The sequence below is a fragment of the Glutamicibacter sp. BSL13 genome (genome assembly GCF_052928425.1).
On sequence record NZ_JAVGCZ010000026.1, the window covers coordinates 16509 to 37849 of the forward strand.

Annotated in this window: 20 protein-coding genes; 8 read left to right on the top strand and 12 right to left on the bottom strand. The window is 62.7% G+C overall.

What is annotated here, in order from left to right; translation table 11 throughout:
- Nucleotides 1-379: 379 nt before the first annotated feature.
- From lepB to RCJ92_RS06960, 7 genes are all read right to left on the bottom strand, one after another.
- Nucleotides 380-1027, bottom strand: a complete 648-nt coding sequence (gene lepB / locus RCJ92_RS06930; RefSeq protein ID WP_446754149.1) for a signal peptidase I — start codon at nt 1025-1027, stop codon at nt 380-382.
- A gap of 13 nt (nt 1028-1040) precedes the next feature.
- The gene (gene rplS, locus RCJ92_RS06935; RefSeq protein ID WP_446754150.1) at nt 1041-1400 is read right to left on the bottom strand and encodes a 50S ribosomal protein L19; all 360 of its coding nucleotides are present in this window, start codon (nt 1398-1400) and stop codon (nt 1041-1043) included.
- Between the two features lie 238 nt (nt 1401-1638).
- Complete coding sequence (gene trmD, locus RCJ92_RS06940; RefSeq protein ID WP_446754151.1) at nt 1639-2448, bottom strand: tRNA (guanosine(37)-N1)-methyltransferase TrmD; 810 nt, start codon at nt 2446-2448, stop codon at nt 1639-1641.
- 3 nt (nt 2449-2451) lie between these two features.
- Nucleotides 2452-2979, bottom strand: a complete 528-nt coding sequence (gene rimM / locus RCJ92_RS06945) for a ribosome maturation factor RimM (protein WP_446754152.1) — start codon at nt 2977-2979, stop codon at nt 2452-2454.
- A 225-nt stretch (nt 2980-3204) separates the two neighbouring features.
- Nucleotides 3205-3444, bottom strand: coding sequence for an RNA-binding protein (locus RCJ92_RS06950; RefSeq protein ID WP_054820390.1), 240 nt, complete (start codon nt 3442-3444; stop codon nt 3205-3207).
- Between the two features lie 2 nt (nt 3445-3446).
- Nucleotides 3447-3854 carry a 30S ribosomal protein S16 gene (gene rpsP / locus RCJ92_RS06955; protein WP_138178431.1) on the bottom strand — a complete coding sequence of 136 codons (408 nt, stop codon included), beginning with the start codon at nt 3852-3854 and terminating at the stop codon, nt 3447-3449.
- Nucleotides 3855-4215: 361 nt separating this feature from the next.
- Complete coding sequence (locus RCJ92_RS06960; protein ID WP_446754153.1) at nt 4216-5727, bottom strand: polysaccharide deacetylase family protein; 1512 nt, start codon at nt 5725-5727, stop codon at nt 4216-4218.
- Nucleotides 5728-5969: 242 nt separating this feature from the next.
- Between RCJ92_RS06960 and RCJ92_RS06965 the strand changes: the two genes are divergently transcribed.
- The 3 genes from RCJ92_RS06965 (at nt 5970) to RCJ92_RS06975 (ending at nt 8866) form a co-directional block, all read left to right on the top strand.
- Nucleotides 5970-7145: a thiolase family protein gene (locus RCJ92_RS06965; protein ID WP_446754154.1), complete on the top strand. Its 1176-nt coding sequence runs from the start codon at nt 5970-5972 to the stop codon at nt 7143-7145.
- 88 nt (nt 7146-7233) lie between these two features.
- Nucleotides 7234-7863 carry a LysE family translocator gene (locus tag RCJ92_RS06970; RefSeq protein WP_446754155.1) on the top strand — a complete coding sequence of 210 codons (630 nt, stop codon included), beginning with the start codon at nt 7234-7236 and terminating at the stop codon, nt 7861-7863.
- Between the two features lie 319 nt (nt 7864-8182).
- Entirely contained in the window at nt 8183-8866 is a 684-nt protein-coding gene (locus RCJ92_RS06975; protein WP_446754156.1) for a hypothetical protein, read from the top strand.
- Between the two features lie 57 nt (nt 8867-8923).
- Here the strand turns inward: RCJ92_RS06975 and RCJ92_RS06980 are convergent, their stop codons facing one another.
- The gene (locus RCJ92_RS06980) at nt 8924-9799 is read right to left on the bottom strand and encodes a VOC family protein (RefSeq protein WP_425459801.1); all 876 of its coding nucleotides are present in this window, start codon (nt 9797-9799) and stop codon (nt 8924-8926) included.
- A 219-nt stretch (nt 9800-10018) separates the two neighbouring features.
- On the opposite strand from RCJ92_RS06980, the gene RCJ92_RS06985 reads away from it, so the two are divergent.
- Nucleotides 10019-11128, top strand: coding sequence for a thermonuclease family protein (locus RCJ92_RS06985; protein WP_446754157.1), 1110 nt, complete (start codon nt 10019-10021; stop codon nt 11126-11128).
- A 147-nt stretch (nt 11129-11275) separates the two neighbouring features.
- On the opposite strand, the gene RCJ92_RS06990 is transcribed toward RCJ92_RS06985, so the two are convergent.
- Nucleotides 11276-12376: a glycosyltransferase gene (locus RCJ92_RS06990; protein ID WP_446754158.1), complete on the bottom strand. Its 1101-nt coding sequence runs from the start codon at nt 12374-12376 to the stop codon at nt 11276-11278.
- Between the two features lie 15 nt (nt 12377-12391).
- Between RCJ92_RS06990 and RCJ92_RS06995 the strand changes: the two genes are divergently transcribed.
- The 3 genes from RCJ92_RS06995 (at nt 12392) to RCJ92_RS07005 (ending at nt 15456) form a co-directional block, all read left to right on the top strand.
- Nucleotides 12392-13417: an iron-containing redox enzyme family protein gene (locus RCJ92_RS06995; RefSeq protein WP_446754159.1), complete on the top strand. Its 1026-nt coding sequence runs from the start codon at nt 12392-12394 to the stop codon at nt 13415-13417.
- Complete coding sequence (locus tag RCJ92_RS07000; RefSeq protein ID WP_054820397.1) at nt 13414-13623, top strand: CDGSH iron-sulfur domain-containing protein; 210 nt, start codon at nt 13414-13416, stop codon at nt 13621-13623. Before RCJ92_RS06995 ends, RCJ92_RS07000 begins: the two co-directional genes overlap by 4 nt.
- A 120-nt stretch (nt 13624-13743) precedes the next feature.
- On the top strand, nt 13744-15456 hold the full coding sequence (locus RCJ92_RS07005) for an AMP-binding protein (RefSeq protein WP_446754160.1): 1713 nt from the start codon (nt 13744-13746) through the stop codon (nt 15454-15456).
- A 142-nt stretch (nt 15457-15598) separates the two neighbouring features.
- On the opposite strand, the gene RCJ92_RS07010 is transcribed toward RCJ92_RS07005, so the two are convergent.
- On the bottom strand, nt 15599-16801 hold the full coding sequence (locus RCJ92_RS07010) for a hypothetical protein (protein WP_446754161.1): 1203 nt from the start codon (nt 16799-16801) through the stop codon (nt 15599-15601).
- Between the two features lie 406 nt (nt 16802-17207).
- Between RCJ92_RS07010 and RCJ92_RS07015 the strand changes: the two genes are divergently transcribed.
- A complete protein-coding gene (locus tag RCJ92_RS07015) occupies nt 17208-18923 on the top strand; it encodes an AMP-binding protein (RefSeq protein ID WP_446754162.1) in 1716 nt (571 codons plus the stop codon).
- A 119-nt stretch (nt 18924-19042) separates the two neighbouring features.
- Here RCJ92_RS07015 and RCJ92_RS07020 read toward each other — a convergent pair whose 3' ends face one another.
- Both RCJ92_RS07020 and RCJ92_RS07025 read right to left on the bottom strand, forming a co-directional pair.
- On the bottom strand, nt 19043-19885 hold the full coding sequence (locus tag RCJ92_RS07020; protein WP_446754163.1) for a transporter substrate-binding domain-containing protein: 843 nt from the start codon (nt 19883-19885) through the stop codon (nt 19043-19045).
- Between the two features lie 161 nt (nt 19886-20046).
- A partial coding sequence (locus RCJ92_RS07025) for a signal recognition particle protein (protein WP_446754164.1) occupies nt 20047-21341 on the bottom strand: 1295 nt, incomplete at its 5' end.

The following is a 21341-nucleotide window of genomic DNA, read 5'->3' on the forward strand; positions in this document are numbered from 1 at the left end:
GGAAACTTGCCATCGCTCCGCAATCAGTCGCGCCTCTTCCCTAGTCACCGGCTGGTCACGGGCCTAGACGAGTTTCCTGGGCCACCGACCCGTGCAGTTAGAGATCGGCCAACTGTTATTTGCCCGAGGTCAGAGCAGTGTGACACATGGCATTCATGAGTTCTTTCGCCGGTGGGCAATGCCGATGCACGCGTGGCGCACGCTCGGACAGCGGTAAAGGGAGAATCGGGACCGCCCGCGCCAGCGTCTTAAAAATCTTTTTCATGGCCACGTCATATAAGGACCTGATCAGCCACGACATCTAAACGTGCAGCCCGCGTGCGGCTGCTTTCCCGCGGCGAGGAACTTGCTGGGGTGGTCCTACAGCAAGGTCGGTGCGCTACTCGACGGGGTGGCGTTTCTCCAACGGCCAGATCACTTCCGTGACTTCGCCCAGCACCCGGTCCACTGGGATCATGCCCCCGCCGCTGGCGCCAAGCAGGGAGCGGGAGTCTTCGGACTTCTCGCGGTGGTCCCCCATCACCCACATCCGCCCTTCGGGCACCTGGACGCTGAACTTCTGTTCGCTGGGCGCATTGCCGTGCATGACGTACTCTTCATCGATGGGTTGGCCGTTAACCATCAGCCGCCCATCGGGGCTGCAGCATTCGACGGTGTCCCCGCCCACGCCGATGACTCTTTTGACGTAGCTGGAGTTGGAGCCGCTCCAGTGCAGGGCACGGGAAATGGTGTCGGCGAAGGAGGCGCGCTGGTAGGGCAGGAAGGAGCCACGGCCGTCAAAGACCACGATGTCCCCGCGTTCGGGTCCCTGCTCACCGTAGGCGCGCAGGTCCACCAGGATGGATTCACCGGGGTTCAGCGTGGGCTGCATGGAGACCGACTTGATGTGGTAGACATCCAGCAGCGTGGCCCTGATGGTGATGGTGGCCAGGAATCCCAGGATGATGGCGGCAATGACAAAGCGCCAGACCCAAGACCAGGTCCGGCGCTTTGTGACTGCTCGCTCGGCGCGCGCAATCCGATTCATGGAAGAATGCGGACTACTTCTTGGTGCCGAATTCGCGCTTCTCGCGGATGCGAGCTGCCTTACCGTGGCGGTCGCGCATGTAGTACAGCTTGGCACGGCGCACGTCACCGCGGGCCACGACCTCGATCTTGTCGATGATCGGGGCGTGTACCGGGAAGGTACGCTCGATGCCCACGCCGAAGGAAACCTTGCGGACGGTGAAGGTCTCACCGATACCGCGGCCCTGGCGGCCAAGGACATAGCCCTTGAAGACCTGGACACGGGAGTTCTTGCCTTCGATGATGTTCACGTGAACGTTCAGGGTGTCACCCGGACCGAAATCGGGAACATCGTTGCGCAGTGAAGCTGAATCCAGCTCGTCGAGAATATGCATTGGTGCATCTCCTAGGACAACTGCCGCAGGTCACCTGTCCTTATTGGCAAGGCGCATGTGCGGTGCACATGCCCTTGAAACGTCATAGCCACCGACAAGGCTCTAGCTTGTCGGTGCGGTGGTTTCTCATGTCTGCAACGCCCCCTGCGGCAGGCGGCAAGACAAAACACACCAAGAGTTAATTCTGCCATAACCCTGCGCCCTGGTGCCAACGCACCGTGGGCGGGGCCACGGTGATTTACGACTCCGCGTCCCAGTCCAGCTCGGACTTGCGAATGACCTGCCCATCCTGCACCGCGAACCCGGCATGCCACAGCTGGTCGCGGTCCTTGCGGTTCAGCGTGCTGGGATCCAGTTGGGTGATCAAATCCGGGCGGCGGGCTGCGGTGCGCTGGATCTGCGCGTCGCGCCGGAAGCGGGCGACCCGGCCGTGGTTGCCGCCCAGCAGCACCTCGGGCACCTCGCGGCCCCGCCAGGAGGCCGGCTTGGTGTAGACGGGGTATTCCAGCAGCACATCCGAGTGGGATTCCTCCACCAGCGACTCCGGGTTGCCTATGACCCCGGGGATCAGCCGGGCGATCGCCTCGACCATCACCAGCACGGCCACCTCTCCCCCGTTTAGGACATAGTCGCCGATGGATACCGGGATGACGTTGAAGTGTTCGTGCGCGTACTCGATGACGCGCTCGTCAATGCCCTCGTAGCGTCCGCAGGCGAAGACCAGGTGCTCTTCCTCGGCCAGCTCGTAGGCCATCTGCTGGTTGAACACGGCTCCGGCCGGGGAGGGGACAATGAGCGTGGGACGTTCGGAGGTGGAGGGGGCCTGCAGCACCGCATCCAGCGCCTCGCCCCAGGGCTCGGGCTTCATGACCATGCCCGCTCCCCCGCCGTAGGGGGTGTCATCCACCTTGTGGTGGCGGTCGTAGGTGTATTCGCGCAGGTCCTGGACGTTCAGATCCAGCAGTCCCTGGGTGCGGGCCTTGCCGATCAGCGACAGGTCCAGGGCGGCAAGGTATTCCGGGAAGATCGAGATGACATCGATGCGCATGGGCTAGTCCTTCCCGCCCTCTTCGCGGTTGACCTCCAGCAGGCCGGCCGGCGGGGTGATGGTCATGGTGCCGGCCTCCAGGTCGATTTCCGGAACGAATTCCTCAACGAACGGCAGGAAGACCTCCTCACCGTCGTTGCCCTTGAAGACCAGCAGGTCCTGGGCGGTGCCGGTGCGCATCTCGGTGATGACCCCGACCTGTTCGCCCTCCAGCATGACCTTCAGGTCCACGAGCTCGTGCTCGTACCACTGGTCCTGGTCATCCTCCTGCTCGTCTTCGGTGTCGAATTCGAGGCGGGCCTGGCGCAGCGTTTCGGCGGCGTTGCGGTCCGCGATCTCCTCGAAGCCCAGCAGCAGGATGGCCTTGTTCCACCGGGCGCTGCGGATGGTCAGCCGCTCGACCGGTCCGTTGACCACGTGGAACTGTGCGCCCTTGACGAAGCGCTCCTCCGGGGCGTCGGTGAGGACCTGGACGGTGACTTCGCCGCGGATACCGTGGGGCTTGCCGATACGTGCAACCTGCATGCGCATGACGGGGTGATCATTCTCCTTAGGAAGGCGGTGACTGTAGGGGCGATTGCGGCGGGCGGGCCGCAGCCGCCGGTGGTGCTGTCTGGGCAATAGTCTAGTGCGGCAGCAGCAAAAGATGGTGGGTTGGCTCTGGGGGCTGGAAAGCGCAAGGGGAGTTCCCGCCTGGTTGGGCGGGAACTCCCCTTGCAGTGAAGTCACCTTGCGCGAGACTTCAAGGTTTCGCGGCTAACGGTTGCGGTCCGTGTCGATCACATCGACCCGGATCGGCTCGTTGGCCAGCGCAGCCATCACGGTGCGCAGTGCCCGTGCGGTGCGGCCCTGACGCCCGATCACGCGACCGAGGTCCTCGGGATGCACGCGCACTTCCAGCAGGTCTCCGCGCCGGGTGGATTTCAGGGCAACCCTGACGTCCTCCGGCTCGTCGACGATGCCGCGCACCAGATGGTCAAGCGCATCTGCGAGCATGGTTACTCAGCCTCGGTGGCTTCAGCGGTTTCAGCCTCGGCCGGCTTGTCAGCCTTCGGGGTGACGGCCTCCGGCAGGATCACCGAACCCTTCTGCGGGGCAACGAACTCGGGCTTCGGCTCGGCAACCTTCAGGGTGCCTTCCTGGCCCTCGATGCCCTTGAACTTCTGCCAGTCACCGGTGATCTTCAGCAGAGCGTGCACCTGCTCGGTCGGCTGAGCGCCAACCGACAGCCAGTACTGGGCACGGTCCGAGTCGATGCGGATCTTCGACGGGTTCTCGGTCGGGTGGTATTCACCGATCTCTTCGATGGCACGGCCATCGCGCTTGGCACGCGAGTCGATGACGATCACACGGTAGTGAGGGGCGCGCATCTTGCCGAAGCGCTTCAAACGAATTTTAACGGCCACTTTTGTGGTCACTCCTGTTTCTCAACATGGTCGAACCAGCGGTTTCTGCGCTTGTGGGGCAAGCCATACTGGGCTGGTTCTAAGGACAGGACCTGACATGGAGAGAGGGGCCACATCAAATCGAGTACCCTGCAATTATGCCAGAGCAGGGCAAGGGAAACCAATTCCGTGATCGTGTTGGCTGCAACACGTTCCAGGGCTCTTTCCCCTCCCCCACGTGCAAGGCTGCCGTCGGTTCGCGGGCGGCAGGGACAACGTAGCCGTAGGCAACACAGTGGGATTCAGCAGCCGTCCTTGTTGATACGGGTTGTTCCCATCTTTTCAACCGGCTGCCGGCGCGCCCCGTTTCAAGGTACCGATACTAGGAAGCCGGGTGTTCGCCTCGGTAGTACGCCTTTCCGGCGCTCAGCTTTGAGTGGGCGAAGAGTTGGTCCACCCGTACCGGGGTGTAGCCCTTGTCCTTGAGCTGTCGGATCAGCCCTGGGACCGCGGCCACCGTGCTGGCATGGATGTCGTGCATCAAGATAATTGACCCGGGACGCACCTCATCCATGGCGGTGGAGATGGTCTTGTTGGTGTTGCGGTGCTTCCAGTCCAGGGTGTCCACATCCCACAGGATCAGCGGGGAGGTCACGATCCGGTCCACGTCCTTGTTATGGGCGCCATAGGGTGGGCGCACCAGTGTTGAGCTGTACCCGGTGGCCGAGCTGATGGCCTCGTCGGTGCGCAGCAGTTCCTTGGCCACTTCCGAGGAGGCCAGGGCGGGCAGGGAACGGTGGGAGAAGGTGTGATTGCCGATCTGGTGCCCCTCGGCCTGCATGCGCTGCAGCAGTTGCGGGCGCGCCTGGGCGTTGGGTCCCACCACGAAGAAGGTGGCCGGGACCCCTTCCTTCTTCAGCGAATCGAGCAGGTACCCGGTGCTGGCACCGGGGCCGTCATCAAAGGTCAGCGCCACGCACTTGGCTTCCCTGCAGTCCACCTGGCTGACCTCGGGCACCTGGGCCGGAGTGTTCTGCTGCTGTTCTTCCTCGGGCGTCGCCGAGCCGCTCTCCGATGTCCCGGGAACCGGTTCCGGGGTTGGCGCCGCATCATGCTCGACCACCGAACCCTGTGCGGCGCGGCCCAGATCCGAGAGCAGCCCGTCGATGCGCCCGGCATCCAGCTGCAGCACAATGGTGCCCTCGGACCCCGGGGCGATCAGATATTCGTCCACCTGGACCTGCAGGTCCCCGCTGGTGGTGAACTGCACGTCATCGGTGGCCTCCTCGGGAAGATCCGTAACGGATTCCAGATCGATGCCGGCCTTGCTGTTGGCCTGCTCGGCGAGCATCTGCCGCACGTGGTCCCAGGCTTCGGACGAGGAGAACAGTTCCCTGGTCGGAATTTCGCGGTCCTGCTGAACATCAAACCATTGGGTGCGGTAGCTGTTGGCGCCAGAGGCCCCGGCGAATTCATAGATCTGCTGCGAGACCCCGAGCACGCTCTGGTCAGCCGAGGCAGCCTGGGAGTTGATGTTCAGTTCTGGCTTGGCGGTTACGTCCTCATCCAGGGCGTCCTGGTGATCAGCCAGGAAAGCGTCAATGCTCGCGGTGACCGATTCCCGGGTGGCCCGGCTGATCTGCGGGTGATCCTTCAGCTCCAGGTGCGCGGCGTACATGTGCAGCCGCTCATTGCTGGTGGTGACCCGGTTCAGTCCGGTGAGCCGGGTGTTGCCTCCCTCGGCTTCACTGCTGGCGGTGGTGTCCGGCAGCTGCTGCAGCGAATTGACGTCATCCGGGGCGGAAGACTGGCTGACAGCACACCCGCTGAGGGCCAAAAGTCCGGTGAGGGTCATTGCAGCGGCACGCAGCACACGGCCATGGTTCGAGGTCATGAGTTCCAGTTTCCAAGTTTTAGCACCGTGACACCTAACCGATTCGGGGTGTGGCAACCAATCGTTAAACAGTCGTTATCTGCGGGGCAACTTGGCATGCTCCACCTCACGCACGGTTGTGCGCGGCCTCACGCGGCATGCTCGGCAAGACCGGTTGAACTTCGCTTGATGACGCCGCACTTCGACACTTAGGTCTTGTCGTAGACTGTCAAAAACCTTGGGCTGAAGATCGGGAGTTGGACGTGGAGCACAGCGACAGGATCGCCATCATCGCCGGGGCGCGCACCGCGGTTGGAAAGTTCAATGGCTTCTACCGGGACCTGGCCACCGCGGAGCTCGGTGCGGCTGCGGCCTCCGGGGCGCTGCAGCGCAGCGGGATTCCCGCCGATGCCGTGAACGAGGTCATCATGGGGTGCATTGGCCAGGTGGGGCCCGAGTCCTACAACGCCCGCCGGGTGGCCCTGGGTGCCGGGCTGCCGCAGCGGACAACGGCGTTCAACGTCAACCGGTTGTGCGGCAGTGGCCTGCAGGCGGTGTTCAGCGCCGCACAGTCACTGGCCTTCGGCGCCACCGAGGTGGTGATCGCCGGCGGCAACGAGTCCATGACCAACATGCCGTATCTGGATTACTCCGCCTCCCGCGGCAGGACGTTGGGACACCGCAAGCTATTGGATGGCACCCTGGCCATGCTCACCGACCCTTTCAGCAACAAGCACATGGGCACCACCGCCGAGAATGTCGCCCGCAAGTACGGAATCACGCGTGAAGACCAGGACGAGTTTGCGCTGCGGTCCCAGCAGCTGGCCACCGGCCGGGAGGCTCGGGCGGCGTTTGCCGAGGAAATCGTTGACGCCTCCCTGGTGGGAAGTAAAGCCCAGGACGTGGATGAGCATCCGCGCCCCGGGGTGAGCCTGGAGTCACTGGCCGGCCTCAAGCCGGTCTTTGACCCACAGGGCTCGGTGACGGCCGGAAACTCCTCGGGCCTCAATGACGGGGCTGCGGCCCTGGTACTGGCCAAGCAGTCCTATGTGCGCGCCCACGGCCTGCCGTCGCTGGCGACCCTGGAACACGTCACCGTCACGGCCATGGATCCGGCGTACATGGGTTATGCGCCGACCTTTGCCCTGCGCAAGTTGTTTGAGGAGACGGGCCTGTCACCGCAGGACATTGATGTCATTGAACTGAATGAAGCGTTTGCCTCACAAGCCCTGGCGGTGATTCGGGATGCGAATCTTCCGGCGGATAGGGTCAACCCCTATGGCGGAGCGATAGCGCTGGGCCATCCCGTGGGAGCTACCGGCGCGATCCTCACGCTACGGGCGGCCATGGAACTGGTTCGCAAGGAAGGCCAATATGCCGTGGTGACGTTGTGCATCGGTGGCGGGCAGGCCATTGCCGCCCTGCTGAAGCGCGCCTAGGAGAAGCCGGGAGTAACCGGGCGCACGGCTTCAAGGACCGAACCCCGATCTGGCAAGGGCAGCCATCTCTTCCCCTTATCCTTGTTCCATGACCGTTACCTCTGCCCTGCTTTCCTTTGCCGTGGTGGCCGCGCTGATGACCCTGGTTCCCGGGGTGGACACCGCCTTGATCTTGCGCTCAGCGGTGGCCCGCAGCCGCGCCGAAGCCGCGGTGGCTGCCCTGGGGATTTGCACAGGCGTACTGGCGTGGGGTGTCATTGCCGCGGCCGGTGCCTCGGCGGTGCTCGCGGCCTCACAGCTGGCCTATCAAATCCTGACCTACGCCGGCGCCGCATATCTGGTGTTCCTCGGCGCCCAGATGATCTACCGCAGCCTGCGGCGCAAGAAGGTTGACGCGGTGCAGGTTCCGGTTGCCTCCAGCAAATGGAAGGCCTTCGGGATGGGCGTGACCACGAACCTGCTGAACCCGAAAATTGGCGTGTTCTACATAGCCGTGATTCCCCAGTTCACCCCCAGCGGGGCCAACGCCCTGCTGATGGGCCTGGCGCTGGCGGCGGTCCATGTGCTGCTCACCATGCTCTGGGCAGCCGTGCTCATTCTCGGTGCTTCCCTGGCGGGCAAGTGGCTGCGCACGGAAAAGGGGGTCACCGTCATGGATCGGATCACCGGGACCGTGCTAATCGGATTCGGTGTGCGCGTGGCACTGAACAGGCCCTAGTCAACCCATCACGGGTGGCCCTGTGCATGCCCGCACTACTTCCACAACGACATGCCTTTGTACCCCGGCCAGCAAGCACCATCAAGGGATGGGTTCTCCGTCAATGCTGCCCGGATGTTCACTAGGAAGACGCTGAAGTCCCCTCGTGTAACTGGTTCACTCGTCGTCGCCTGGCATAGCGTCGGAACAAATGGCAGCGGATCAGCTTGATCCGCTGCATTTCCGATTTTGAGCGGCGTATCGCCCGGTGGGTCGACGCCAGGTTCTACGAAAGGCCTTTATGCACATAATGACCCGCACGGGAGCCACACTTGCCTCGATGCTGTTGGCAACGGGACTGCTGGCCGGCTGCTCGCAGGCCACCTCCGATGAACCCGCAAAGCCGAAGGCCTCACAGAGCGCCACGACCGAGCACGAGGTTGATTCCGAGACGGTACAGATCGCCAACGGCCACTTCAGCGTCAAGCTGCCCAAGGGTTGGCAGATGAAGGAAATCACCAACGAGTACTACCAGTACAACCCCGAAGCGGCCGCGAGCATCGAATTCACCAATCCCGATGGCCAGGTCATGGCCACTCTGCGCACCGGGGCGGACCCGTGGGCCGAGGAGGCCATCCCACCCCCAGCGAAGGACAATGTCCTGATTGATGGCGGAACACTGAATGAGGAGAAGGGCGCACACCTGACCTTCGTGGCGGACGCCGCCAGCCCGGACAGTGCGGTCATTGAACTCACCGAGCTCAGCCCAGACCAGCAGGCCGGCTATCCGGCCGTTGCGGTGCCGTTCAACTATCAGGGCGGCAGTGCCACCTTCGAGCGCAAGATCGGGCCCAAGGATGAACTAACCGACATCGATGCGGATCTAAAGGGTGCCGAACGGATGCGAGCCTACGCCAAGACCGAAGAGTACGCGCAACTTAAGTCCCTGATGATGTCCTTCGAACAGCTTAAGGACATCCAGGAACAGCCCCCGCAGGAACCGACCGAAACCCCAGGCACCTAAGGATTGACGGGCCTGATCTTGCTATCGCGAGATCAGGCCCGTTTGCGTTGCCAGGATCTACGCGACGGCCACGCGCAGCTGGTTGTTCCAGGGATCGTTGAAGCGCAGTTCCTCGCCGGTGTGGTGGTGCTGGATTTTCGCGAAGTCCAGGCGTTCGGCGATTTTGCCGACCTCATCCTGGTTGGGCACGTTGATCAGCACCTCACCCAGTCCAAGGGTGTCGCGGCGCGGCCCGGCACCCCGCGAGTTCCAGACATTCATGGCCATGTGGTGGTGGTAGCCTCCAGCCGAGACGAACAGGGCCTGGTCCCCCAGCGCAGTGGTTTCATCAAACCCGAGCGTTGAGACGTAGAACTGTCGGGCGGTGGAGACATCACCGACTTGCAGGTGTACGTGCCCCACTCCGGCGGTGGCTTCCGCCTGCCGCTCGACCGCCGCCTGCCCCAGGTACGCCTCCAGGTACTGGTTGGGATCCAGGTAGATGGTATCCATGGCCACCTTGCCCTGCTCCCAGCGCCAGGTATCGCGTGGGCGGTCCCAGTACAGTTCGATCCCGTTGCCCTCAGGGTCGGTGAAGTAGAAGGCCTCGGAGACCAGGTGGTCGCTGGATCCCACGAATCGGGTGTTGTCGAAGCGGGCGGCGGTGTAGACGGTGGCCGCCAGGTCCTCCTGGCTCTCAAAGAGCAGGGCCGTGTGAAAGAGCCCGGCATCTCCCCGGGCTGGCAGGTGCAGTCCCGGCGCGTGCCGGAGCTTGACCAGTTCACTGGAACCGCGTCCCAGCGTGAGCCCGTCATGGTCTTCTGCCAGCACCGTCAACCCCAGGGCCTTCTGGTAGTAATCGCTCATCAGCCGCATATCCCCGACCTTGAGTTGCACGGCATTCATGCTCAACTCATCGGATAGTTTCTCTTCGCGCACGCTCATCGCGGCCACCTTCCCGGCACAGATCATTGGTCCTCGTGGGCTCAAGCCTACCGGAATTTACTTGAAGCTTCAATGAATAACTGGAATCGGCTGCTACCTCACACAACATCGTGTCCGGCCTAACTCGGGGAACGAAGGTTTTGGCGTTTTCAATGAAAAACCCTTTACTGATGGAGGAGTTATTCTCCCCAATCACTTGCACTTTCTGAGAAAACGAGAAACATTTTGTTGAGCACAAAATCAAAGTGGGTCGCGGGCCTTGTTGCCGGAACACTGGTTACCTCCGGCGTCGTATACGCCGCGACCGCCGACAGTGACACACAGGGCACTGTAATCCGGGTTATCGACGGAGATACCGTGGATATGAAGATTGCCGGCGCCGAACAGCGGGTTCGGCTCCTCAACGTGGATACGCCCGAAACCGTAGACCCCAATAAGGGTGTGGAGTGCCTCGGCTCCGAGGCCAGCGATCACCTCAAATCGATCCTTTCCCCAGGCGACAAGGTCGACCTCGAATACGATGTCGAGAGAACCGACCGCTATGGCAGAACCCTGGCCGGCGTGTTCAAGGATGGGCACTTGGTCAACGCAAAGATTGCAGCACTCGGCCTGGGAATCGCTGTGAAGTTCGAGCCGAACATCAAGTTTTACGATGAGGTGTTGGCTGCGCAAAACAAAGCCTCCGAAAACTCAGTCGGGCTTTTTAGCACGGACATCAAGTGCACCGTACCGGCGCAGGTTGACGAAGTTGCCTCGGCCTTGGAAGAGGTTTCGGAAGAGCTCAGCGACTCCATAGAAGAATCCGGCTCACAGGCCGCCGAGGCCGCGGCCGCAGTGGCAATGGGACTCGGACTGAAAAAGACCCTTGACGGCATCACCCCGGACCGCAGTCCTGTCACGCACGCCCTTCTTGCCTCAAGTTTTGCCGGTTTGCGTTCACAGCTCTCGGACTCCATCTCGACCGCCGAGGATCTGGAAAAGGCTCACCGCGCTCAAGAATCGAAGCTGAAGCAGGAAGAAAAGGAGCGCAAGGAAGCCGAGCGAAAGCAAAAAGAGGAGAAGCTGAAGGCAGAGAAGGCAAAGCAACGCGCAGCGGAGCTCAAAAAGGCGCAAGAGCAGCAAAAGGCGGCTACCGCCGAGCGGCGCCGGGCCGCGGCGCCGAGCAAGCAAAACAATACGCAACAACAAACGCAGCCACACAAAAAAGCGCAACGACCGACCGCACCGCGGACGCCTAAGAAGACGTACCAGGCTCCAAGGAAGAAGAGCAGCGGTCCCTCCAACTACACCGGACCGCGGTGCTATGCACCCGGAGGCAAAACCTGGCGCCCGTGCTGAGTAAACCAGCTCCAGCCCTGGCTCAGCCAGAACACACCTAGGCGAAACCGAACACCGGCCTGTCGACGCATCAGCAGAGCTCGTCGACAGGCCGTAGTGTTTTCGCTAGTTACATACGGAAAGCTCTATGCGCTACGCTCCGATGCCCTAAAAGCCGGATTGCGCCCGGCGCAGGTCCCGCAGCGAGCTCGCCGCGTGCTTCAGCTTCCCTCCGGCATAGGGAACCCCGCCGGCCAACCGCCAGCCCAAGGCTATCCAGGACGTGATGGCACGCTCGATCACCCACAACGGCGCAAACGACGCTGTAGACCACGGGAAGGCACCCTGTGTTCCACGCCGCCCCCACCCGGCAAGAACAACAGTGCCGGCCACGAACAGCAACAGCTTGGCTGGTTTCCGGGCCAGACACGCAAGCAGAGGCAGCAATGACAGCTCCACCAGCAGCCGCACCGGCTGCGCCTGGGAGTCATAGGCCTGGCGCACCCGCTGCCCCAGGAAGTGGGCAGTCTGTGGCGGCAGGCGCCGCACCAGCAGGTCATCCGCACGCACTTCGGTGCCTCCGCGCGCCAGCACCGTGCGGATCATCTCCAGGTTCTCGAACAACACATCACCGCGGTAGCCACCCGCCACAAGGCTCCGCCGTACCGCCAGCGTCCCGGGATAATCCGAGCCGAAGGCACGGTTGATGAGGCTTCGGGCGCTATCCCATTTGGCATGCCAGGGCAGCGGGTCAAAGTAGTTCTGCACCCGCACCAGATCGTTCTGCTCCAGCAAATCCAGCGCGCGCCCTAGGTTCTGCCTGGAATAGCGCACATCATCATCGGCGATCACGATCCGTTCATGACGCGCATGGCGAATCCCCGTGAGAACACCGTGCACTTTGCCATTGGGCGGCTTCACTCCTTCCGGCGGAAGATGCCGGGCCAGCGGCCCGAAACGCCGCCGATGCTCTGCAAAGACCGGCGGCGCCGAACCGTCAACGATGGTGATGTCCACCCACTGCGACAATTCTTCAAGGTAGGAGACGAGCTCGTCATCGCCACTGGTGTCCGCCCACTTCAGCGGCAGGATGTATTCGGCCTCCAACCGGGGTAGCGGCAGGTTGGCGACCCCAGTTGGCCCGGAACCGGGTGCGGCGCGATGCCTTGCAGATGCCATACCTTGGCCTTTCCTGTCAGCGCTGGTCTTGAGCCGAGAATACTGCCACGATATGGCCAACGTCAGCGGCTTGTAGCCGACATTCAGCATCAGAGAAGGAACACCATGAAGCTTCCAACACCTCGTGGACCACTGACCACCGAACTGGCCTCGGTGCTGCGCCAGCCTGCCGGCGCGGATACCGCGATCCTGGCCGACGTGGTCAGCCGTGCTGTGGTCGCCGAGAGTGACCCGCTGTTCGACGAGGACATCCAGCTGGGCCTCTTTATCATCTATGAGCTGTCCTACCGCGGGTTTGACGAGGTGGATGCCGCCTGGGAGTGGGAGCCAAGCCTATTGGTCCAGCGCCGGAAGCTTGAGGAACGCTTCGAGGCCCGGCTGCGGGAGGCCGCCGGTTCGGCTCCAGAGGTTGAGCCCCGGGCCGAGGCCGTGGCCGAACGCCTCTTTGAACTGGCCGCCGATGATTCGGGGCCTTCGGTGTCCAAGTATGTGCAGCGGCACGCCACCCTGGAGCAGGCCCGCGAGTTCCTGATTCACAAGTCGGTCTACCAGCTCAAGGAGGCCGATCCGCACACCTGGGCGATTCCGCGGCTGGAGGGCCGGGCCAAGGCGGCCATGGTGGAGATCCAGGCCGATGAGTACGGCGGCGGACAGCTGAGCCGCATGCACAGCGAGCTGTTCGCGACCACCATGCACGGCGCCGGGCTGGAGAACACCTTTGGCGCCTACATTGAGCAGGTACCGGCGATCACCCTGGCCTCGGTGAACATGATGTCGCTCTTTGGAATGCATCGGCGGCTGCGCGGCGCGATCACCGGGCATTTGGCCATTTATGAAATGACGTCCTCGCTGCCCAACGCCGCCTATGCCCGCGGCTTCCGCAGACTGGGCTTCGAGGCGCCGGTCACGGACTATTTCGATGAGCACGTGGAAGCCGACGCGGTTCATGAACAGATCGCCGGACGCGACCTGGCCGGCGGGCTGGTGGAAGATCAGCCGGACCTGGCACCGGATGTCTTCTTTGGCGCCCAGGCGGCCGCCGCGGTGGACGCGATGGTGGGACGCTGGCAGCTGGACGCCTGGGAGTCCGGCAACTCCTCCTTGCGCGAACCGGCAGGAGTAGCCGCTTGAGCCAGGAGAACAAACAAGAGAACACCCAGATCACGGTGTGCCCACGCGGGCCACTGCTGGTGCGCGGGGACTTTGAGATCCTGGACGCCGATGGTGAGGTCATTGAGCCGCGGCGGGGCACCGTGGCCCTCTGCCGCTGCGGCGGCTCGGCCATCAAGCCCTTCTGCGATGGCACCCACAAGCTGAACCGCTTCGAGCAGCGCTAATCAGACCCCTGTCTCCCGGTGGCACCCTTTCAAATTGTTGGACATCAAAGTATATTGTCCAGTGATGTGGGTCACCCTTGATCCCGAAAGCCTCGTGCCTGCAAGCGAAAGGTAAGCGCATTGAACGTCACCGAAGAGTTCCGAGCCGCCCGCGACCACCTGCTCTCCCTGCGAGGGAACTACCAGGAAGCACGGGACACGTTCAGCTGGCCACGGTTCACCCACTTCAATTTCGGTTTTGACTGGTTTGACCAGGTGGCGTCCGGCGAGCGCGGCGGGAAAGAGGCGCTGGTCATCAACGAGATGGATGGCACCTCAACCCGGCGCACCTGGAAGGAGCTCTCCCAGCGTTCCACCCAGCTGGCCCGTTGGCTTTCGGATCAGGGGGTGCGCCGCTCTGACCGGATGATTGTCATGCTGACCAACCAGGTCGAGTTGTGGGAGACCATGCTGGCCGGGATCAAGCTAGGCGCGGTGTTGATTCCCTGCACGGTGCAACTAACCCCAGCGGACCTGGCCGACCGGGTCGAACGCGGCGACGCCCGCTGGGTGGTGACCAACCAGGACCAGGTGGAGAAGTTTACATCGGTTCCCGGCGACTTCACCTTGATCCAGGTCAGCGGCTCCCCCACACCCGGTGTCCTGGATTATGGCGACTCCCTGAACGCTGCGGTGGAGTTCAGCCTGGATGAGCCCACGCGGGCCGATGAAACGCTGCTGCTGTACTTCACCTCGGGGACCACGTCCCGGGCGAAGCTGGTGGAGCACACCCACACCTCCTACCCCGTGGGCCATCTGAGCACGATGTACTGGATTGGCCTGGAGCCAGGGGACGTTCACCTGAACGTGGCCTCCCCCGGCTGGGCCAAGCACGCCTGGTCCAACCTGTTCACCCCGTGGATTGCCGAAGCCACGGTCTTCCTGTACAACTATGACCGCTTCGATGCCAAGGCGCTGATGGAGCAGATGGACGCCGAACAGGTGTCCAGCTTCTGTGCCCCGCCCACCGTGTGGCGGCTGCTGATCCAGGCGGACCTGGGGCACCTGAAGAATCCTCCGGCAAAGCTGGTCTCGGCCGGTGAACCGCTGAACGCGGAAGTCATTGGCCAGGTGGAGCGGGCCTGGGGGCAGGTCATTCGGGACGGGTTCGGGCAGACCGAAACCACGGTGCAGATTGCCAATCCTCCGGGCGAACGCATCACCATTGGGGCGATGGGCCGTCCCATGCCCGGATACAACGTGGTGTTGGTGGACCCGGCCACCGGTGAGCAGGGGGATCTTGGCGAGATCTGCCTGGAACTTGATCCCCGCCCACTGGGATTGATGAATTCGTATTTCGGGGATGAGGAGAAGACGGCGGACGCGTTCCGTGACGGCTTCTACCACACGGGTGACATTGCCGAACGGGACGAGCACGGGGTGCTGACCTATGTGGGACGCGCCGATGACGTGTTCAAGTCCAGTGACTACAAGCTGAGCCCCTTCGAACTGGAGTCGGTGCTGATTGAGCACCCGGGGGTGGCCGAGGCCGCGGTCGTGCCTGCCCCGGATGAGCTGCGCCTGAGCGTACCCAAGGCCTATGTCATCCCGGCGGCCGGGCATGACCCGGGTCCGGAGCTGGCAGAAAGCATCCTGGCGTACTGCCGTGAGCACCTGGCTCCGTACAAGCGGATCAAGCGCCTGGAGTTCTCGGATCTGCCCAAGACCATCTCGGGCAAGATCCGGCGGGTGGAGCTGCGCAAGGCCGAAGAGGAACGCCATCGCGGCGAATCGATGAGCGGAGTCGAATACCGCGACTCGGACTTTCCGGCCGTGAAGTCCCAAAGCTCCTAACTCCCCCAGCGGCCGGCACCAGCCCATGCGTAGGCAGGAGTAGTACAAAGAGCAGGCGCTGTCTGGCTGACGAGTTCGCGTCAGTCAGGCAGCGCCTGCTCTTGTCTCCTGTGTGCTCTCCCTTCGGAGGTAGGTACGGCTCCTACGCCTTGGGGAGCCTCTTCGCCAATACCTGCCGGAACCCTCGGGCGAGGTAGTAGATGGCGTCGGAGTACCAGAAGAACATGATGGTTCGGCGCCATCCTGCACCGGGCTTGGCCTTGCGACGCATCCACCGGTTCAGTTGCGTGCCGGCCGCGAGGATCACCAGTGAGGACCCAATCAACGCCGAAGGGCTCCAGCCGGTCCGGTAAATCAGTCTCTTTACTCCCTTGGCGTCTGAGATCTCCTCCTCAAGGGCCTGGTCGAGACCGGTGAACAGACCTCCCTTGAGGGATTCAAAACCCGTGGGATCCAGTTCATCACGCACCGCATCAATCAGCTCGGACGGCATCCCCAGGTTGCCCACCAGCTGGCGGAGGGATTCCTCGGTGCGCTCGTTGGACAATGCGCGCAGCTCACGAGCGGCCTGTGGCCACAACGACTCCAGGGCGGCCAGCTCCTCCTCGTCAATTCCATATAGCCACTGCGCCAAATCGGCCTGATACTTTGCCGCGGCGCTTTCTGCCGCGACAGTGGGAACAGCCCGCTGCGCGGGACCCATCCAGTATTGCGCGGCCACACTGCCGTTGACATTCACGGCTCCCCTGCGTGCGTGGAATCGCAGTTCGTAGGCCGCATCGTGGCGCAGGATTTCCAGCGCCGGAACCATTTTGCGCCCAAGGATGATCTCCACCGGTTCGCCGCGGCGCAGCGCGAGTAATCCAGAAGCGTCTTGCCTCACTAGCCACGAGCCTGGTTGCCCCATCGCGGACAACGCCAAATCGCTGCGGCGCAGGCTTGGACCGGCAATCGCCTGCAAGGATTCCTCGGTGTCGGTCTCCATCTCCATTTCGTCATCGGCTCCGGCGTCCTCGGGGTGCTCTAGTTCCGTGCCGGCCGCCAAGTCGCCGTCAAGATTGAGCCTGTCGGCACCGCTGGCTTCCATCAGCTTCCCGGCCAGCTGCTCCAGGCCCTGCTGGGAGACCGACAGGTTGCCGGAGGCGCTGGCCGTCATCGGCTGCTCGTCCTCGTTCAGGGCCAGTTCTGCGTGGACGTAGGTACTGGCACCCTCGCGGTCTGCCGCCTCGATATAGCCGACGAGGTCAAACGCACTGAGGGCCTCAAAGACCCGCTGCTGGGCGTCGTCGCGGTAGACGTCATAATTGAAGACGGCTGCGGCGGTATTGAATTCCTGGGTACTCATGGCGGATTCCCTTCCAAGGATCGGGTCTTTGCTTCATCCTATGAGTGGCTCCAATTCGAGCGGGTATCCCAAGGCGGAGATCGGGCAGTATCCGGCACAACGCGGTCGACCCAAAGGATGACTTGCAGCCAAATCGGAGATTGCCGCTGTAACCGGGGCGACTGTTCACCCCCATAGCCGAACGCAGGCTGCCAGCCCGCGACATGAACCCCATCCCCCGAGGCGTCTAGGCGTGAGAGGGAAGGAATACAATTGAGCAAAACGCGGCCTCAAACACAAATTCCTCCCGCAGTTTGACGCAACACTTCGTCCAGATTGGTCACCAGAGTATATTTGTCTGGAATTTAAGTGCGCTCCGGGTGCTGATGACACAGCGGCGGCTGCCACTGCAGGTGAAAGGACCCAGATGAACAACACCGCCAAGTTCCGTGCCGCCCGAGACCAGCTACTCGCCTTGCGCGAGGACTATCAGCGGGCACGCGAGGAGTTCAGCTGGCCGCAGTTCACGGACTTCAACTTCGCCTATGACTGGTTTGACCAGGTCGCTCGCGACCCACAACGGGCCAACAGCCCGGCGCTGATCCTGGCCGAGCCGGATGGCAGCACCGCCAGCTACACCTGGGCAGAATTATCGCGGCGTTCCACACAGGTGGCGCGGTGGTTCTCCGATCAGGGGTTCGAACGCTCGGAGACCATGATTGTCATGCTGGGCAACGAAATCGCGTTGTGGGAAGTCATGCTGGCGGGCATGAAGCTAGGTGCCGTCATCATCCCTTCCACCACGCAGCTGACAAGTAGCGACCTTGCCGAGCGGATTCAGCGTGGCAACGCGAGCTTGGTCGTCACGAATGAAGAGCAGATCCCCAAATTCAGTGAGGTCTCGGGGAACTACACGCTCGTGCAGGTGAACGGAACGCCAGGACCGGGGATCCTGGACTACCGAGAGTCAGTAGACGCTCCGGCCGAATTCCAGCTGGACGTCCCCACGGCTGCGGATGAAAACCTGCTGCTGTACTTCACCTCCGGCACGACCTCCCAGGCCAAACTGGTGCAGCACACCCACACCTCGTATCCCGTAGGCCACCTGGCCACCATGTACTGGATTGGCCTGGAACCAGGCGACATCCACCTCAACGTCGCCTCCCCCGGCTGGGGCAAGCACGCCTGGTCCAACTTCTTCGCCCCATGGATCGCCGAGGCCACTGTGTTCGTGTACAACTACGAACGCTTTGACGCCCGGGCACTGATGCAGCAGATGGAGTCCAAGAATGTCACCAGCTTCTGCGCCCCACCCACGGTCTGGCGATACCTGATCCAGGCGGACCTGGGAGAACTGGCCACCCCGCCAGCCAAGCTGGTATCGGCGGGCGAGCCACTGAACGCCGAAGTCATTGACCATGTCTACCGAGCATGGGGTCAGGTGATCCGGGATGGCTACGGGCAAACCGAAACCACGGTCCAGGTTGCCAACCCTCCGGGTGAACGCATCACCGTTGGCGCCATGGGAAGGCCCATGCCCGGATATGCCGTGGAACTGCGTGACCCCACCACCGGCGCGGTCGCCGAGGAAGGTGAGATCTGTCTGCGCCTGAATAACCCACCCGTGGGGTTGATGAAGGGCTACTTCAAAGACGAAGCCACCACCATCCAGGCAATGCGCGAGGGCGTCTATCACACCGGTGACATTGCCCAACGGGACGAGCACGGGGTGCTGACCTACGTGGGCCGCGCCGATGACGTGTTCAAGTCCAGTGACTACAAGCTCAGCCCCTTCGAACTGGAATCGGTGATCCTGGAACACCCCGCCGTGGCAGAGGCGGCGGTGGTCCCCTCCCCCGATGACATGAAGCTCTCGGTCCCCAAGGCCTTTGTGATCCTGGCCGAGGGGCACTCCCCGACCGCGCAGACCGCCGAGGCGATCCTTGGTTATTGCCGGAAGCACCTGGCTCCCTACAAGCGGATCCGGCGCCTGGAGTTCTCGGATCTGCCCAAGACCATTTCCGGCAAGATCCGCAGGGTAGAACTGCGCCAAAACGAGGAAGCACAGCATCGTGCGGGCACGCCGTCTTCCCGGGAATTCAGGGACAGTGACTTCCCTGCGCTTTTTGCCGGCCGCAGCTAGGAACAGGCTCCGTGGAGCGTGACAACTCGGGCGCCAGAGTCCACGCCCCAGCCCGGGTTGTCACGCCACTTTTTCGAATGCGGCTTCGGCACCCACCTCGGGTCCGATAACTGTGAAAGCTATCCGAACCAGGGCTTCTCGGCTTGCTTCAGCGTGCCGTCATTCTTGGACATGTTCAGCCACTGATTGACGTACTGTCGGAAGGTTTCATCCCCGCGCGGGAGCATGTATGCCTTCTGTGAGAAGTTGAATGGCTTATCCGGGTGCACCGCGCATAGTTCGGGCTTCTCGTGGGCCACCCACCGAGTTTCCGAGGCGTCCGTGGTCATCACGTCCGCACGGCCGGCAATGATCTCGTCAAAGATGGCATTGTTATCCTCGAATCGGATGATCTCCCCTTCCGGATAGTGCTCGTCTGCGAACTTTTCGTTGGTTCCACCGATGGGGGTGATGGAGCGGACGCCGGGCTGGTTGATTTCCTTGACGGTGTCGTACTTCTCCACGTTCTCGCACAAGGTGATTGGTGTTTTGCCTTCATCCAGTGTCGCGTCACTGAAGTACGCCTGCTCGGCCCGCTCCAAGGAAATGGAGACTCCGCCGACAGCCATGTCGCACTCCTCCAGGAAGTCAGGCATGAGATTCTTCCAGGAGGTCTGTACGAACTCCACCTCCACGCCCAACTCCTCTGCCAGGTCTTGGGCCATGTCGATATCGATGCCGCTCCATTCGCCGGACTCCGGGTCCAGGTAGGTGAAGGGACGGTAATCTCCGGTCGTGCAGACCTTGAGCTGGTTGGCCTTCTTGATGGCGTCCAACCGCGAGCTGTCGGCCTCAGGCTGACTGGAGGTTTCCGTGTTACCGGCAGAGTCCTGTTCGGCGGTGCAGGCGGAGAGGGTGGCGGCACCAAGGAGTGCCACGCCCATGAGAGTCAGGGAACGAAGGTGCTTGGAATGTGATGTCATGCCAAGATGCTACTGGCGGGAGACCGACCACCCAAGGAAGTTACTTGCCCTTCACCAGCCCTCTGCTGCTCAGCAAGCCCGGTAAAGCACCAGAAACGGAATTAAAACACTTCGGGGAGGCGACCGACAATGTTGGTCGCCTCCCCGAACAGCTCAGGAAGCTACTTGCCCAGGTACTTCTCAAACCCGGACGGCAGGTTCAGGCTTGACGGGTCGAAGTCCTCCGGGACCCCGCCCTGCCCGAATGCGGCACCCTTGGGAGCGTTGGCCTTCTTGTTCTTGGCCTCCAGCTCAGCCTGGGCGGCCTTGGCCGGGTTGCCGTACTTCTGTTTCTTGCCCTTCCCCTTGCCCTTGGCCTTGCGGGCCCCGCCGCGGCCGGCACCGGGCATGCCCGGGATGGCGCCGCCGGAGGCCATCTTCTTCATCATCTTCTGGGCTTCGGTAAAGCGCTCCAGCATCTGGTTGACCTCGGAGACCGAGACGCCCGAGCCCTTGGCAATACGGGCACGGCGCGAACCGTTGATGATCTTCGGTGCGTTGCGCTCGTGCGGGGTCATGGAGCGCACAATGGCCTCCACCCGGTCAATCTGGCGCTCGTCAAACTGCTCCAGCTGCTGACGGGAAATCTGGGTGCCGGGCATCATGCCCAGCAGCTTCTTCATGGACCCCATCTTCTTGATCTGGGCCATCTGGGCCAGGAAGTCATCCAGGGTGAAGTCTTCCTGGTCGGCGAACTTCTTCGCCATCCGCTCCGCTTCGCCGCGGTCCCAGTTCTTCTCCGCCTGCTCGATGAGCGTCATGATGTCGCCCATGTCCAGGATGCGGCTGGCCATGCGGTCCGGGTGGAAGATCTCGAAGTCGTCCAGGTTCTCGCCGGTGGAGGCGAACATGACCGGCTTGCCGGTCACCGAGGCCACCGACAGGGCAGCACCACCGCGGGCGTCACCATCCAGCTTGGACAGGACCACACCGGTGAAGTCCACGCCCTCATGGAAGGCCTGGGCGGTGTTCACCGCGTCCTGGCCGATCATGGCGTCAATGACAAAGAGCACTTCATCCGGGTTGATCGCGGCGCGGATGTTCGCGGCCTGGGCCATCATCTCGGCGTCCACGCCCAGGCGGCCGGCGGTGTCAACGATCACCACGTCATGCAGCTTCGCCTTGGCCTCGGCTACACCGTCGCGGGCCACCACCACCGGGTCACCGGTGGGGGTGTCGAATTCGGAGGAGACGCCCGGATGCGGGGCGTAGACGGGCACGCCGGCACGCTCACCGTTGATCTGCAGCTGCTTGACCGCGTTCGGGCGCTGCAGGTCGCAGGCCACCAGCATCGGGGTGTGGCCTTCGGCCTTCAGGTGCTTGGCCAGCTTGCCGGCCAGGGTGGTCTTACCGGCACCCTGCAGACCGGCGAGCATGATCACCGTGGGAGGGTTCTTCGCCAGGTTGATGCGGCGGG

Coding starts and splice junctions, on each gene's coding strand:
- lepB (WP_446754149.1), bottom strand. CDS start 1,027: ATGAATCGGATTGCGCGCGCCGAGCGAGCAGTCACAAAGCGCCGGACC.
- rplS (WP_446754150.1), bottom strand. CDS start 1,400: ATGCATATTCTCGACGAGCTGGATTCAGCTTCACTGCGCAACGATGTT.
- trmD (WP_446754151.1), bottom strand. CDS start 2,448: ATGCGCATCGATGTCATCTCGATCTTCCCGGAATACCTTGCCGCCCTG.
- rimM (WP_446754152.1), bottom strand. CDS start 2,979: ATGCGCATGCAGGTTGCACGTATCGGCAAGCCCCACGGTATCCGCGGC.
- RCJ92_RS06950 (WP_054820390.1), bottom strand. CDS start 3,444: ATGCTCGCAGATGCGCTTGACCATCTGGTGCGCGGCATCGTCGACGAG.
- RCJ92_RS06960 (WP_446754153.1), bottom strand. CDS start 5,727: ATGACCTCGAACCATGGCCGTGTGCTGCGTGCCGCTGCAATGACCCTC.
- RCJ92_RS06970 (WP_446754155.1), top strand. CDS start 7,234: ATGACCGTTACCTCTGCCCTGCTTTCCTTTGCCGTGGTGGCCGCGCTG.
- RCJ92_RS06975 (WP_446754156.1), top strand. CDS start 8,183: ATGCTGTTGGCAACGGGACTGCTGGCCGGCTGCTCGCAGGCCACCTCC.
- RCJ92_RS06990 (WP_446754158.1), bottom strand. CDS start 12,376: ATGCTGAATGTCGGCTACAAGCCGCTGACGTTGGCCATATCGTGGCAG.
- RCJ92_RS06995 (WP_446754159.1), top strand. CDS start 12,392: ATGAAGCTTCCAACACCTCGTGGACCACTGACCACCGAACTGGCCTCG.
- RCJ92_RS07010 (WP_446754161.1), bottom strand. CDS start 16,801: ATGAGTACCCAGGAATTCAATACCGCCGCAGCCGTCTTCAATTATGAC.
- RCJ92_RS07015 (WP_446754162.1), top strand. CDS start 17,208: ATGAACAACACCGCCAAGTTCCGTGCCGCCCGAGACCAGCTACTCGCC.
- RCJ92_RS07020 (WP_446754163.1), bottom strand. CDS start 19,885: ATGACATCACATTCCAAGCACCTTCGTTCCCTGACTCTCATGGGCGTG.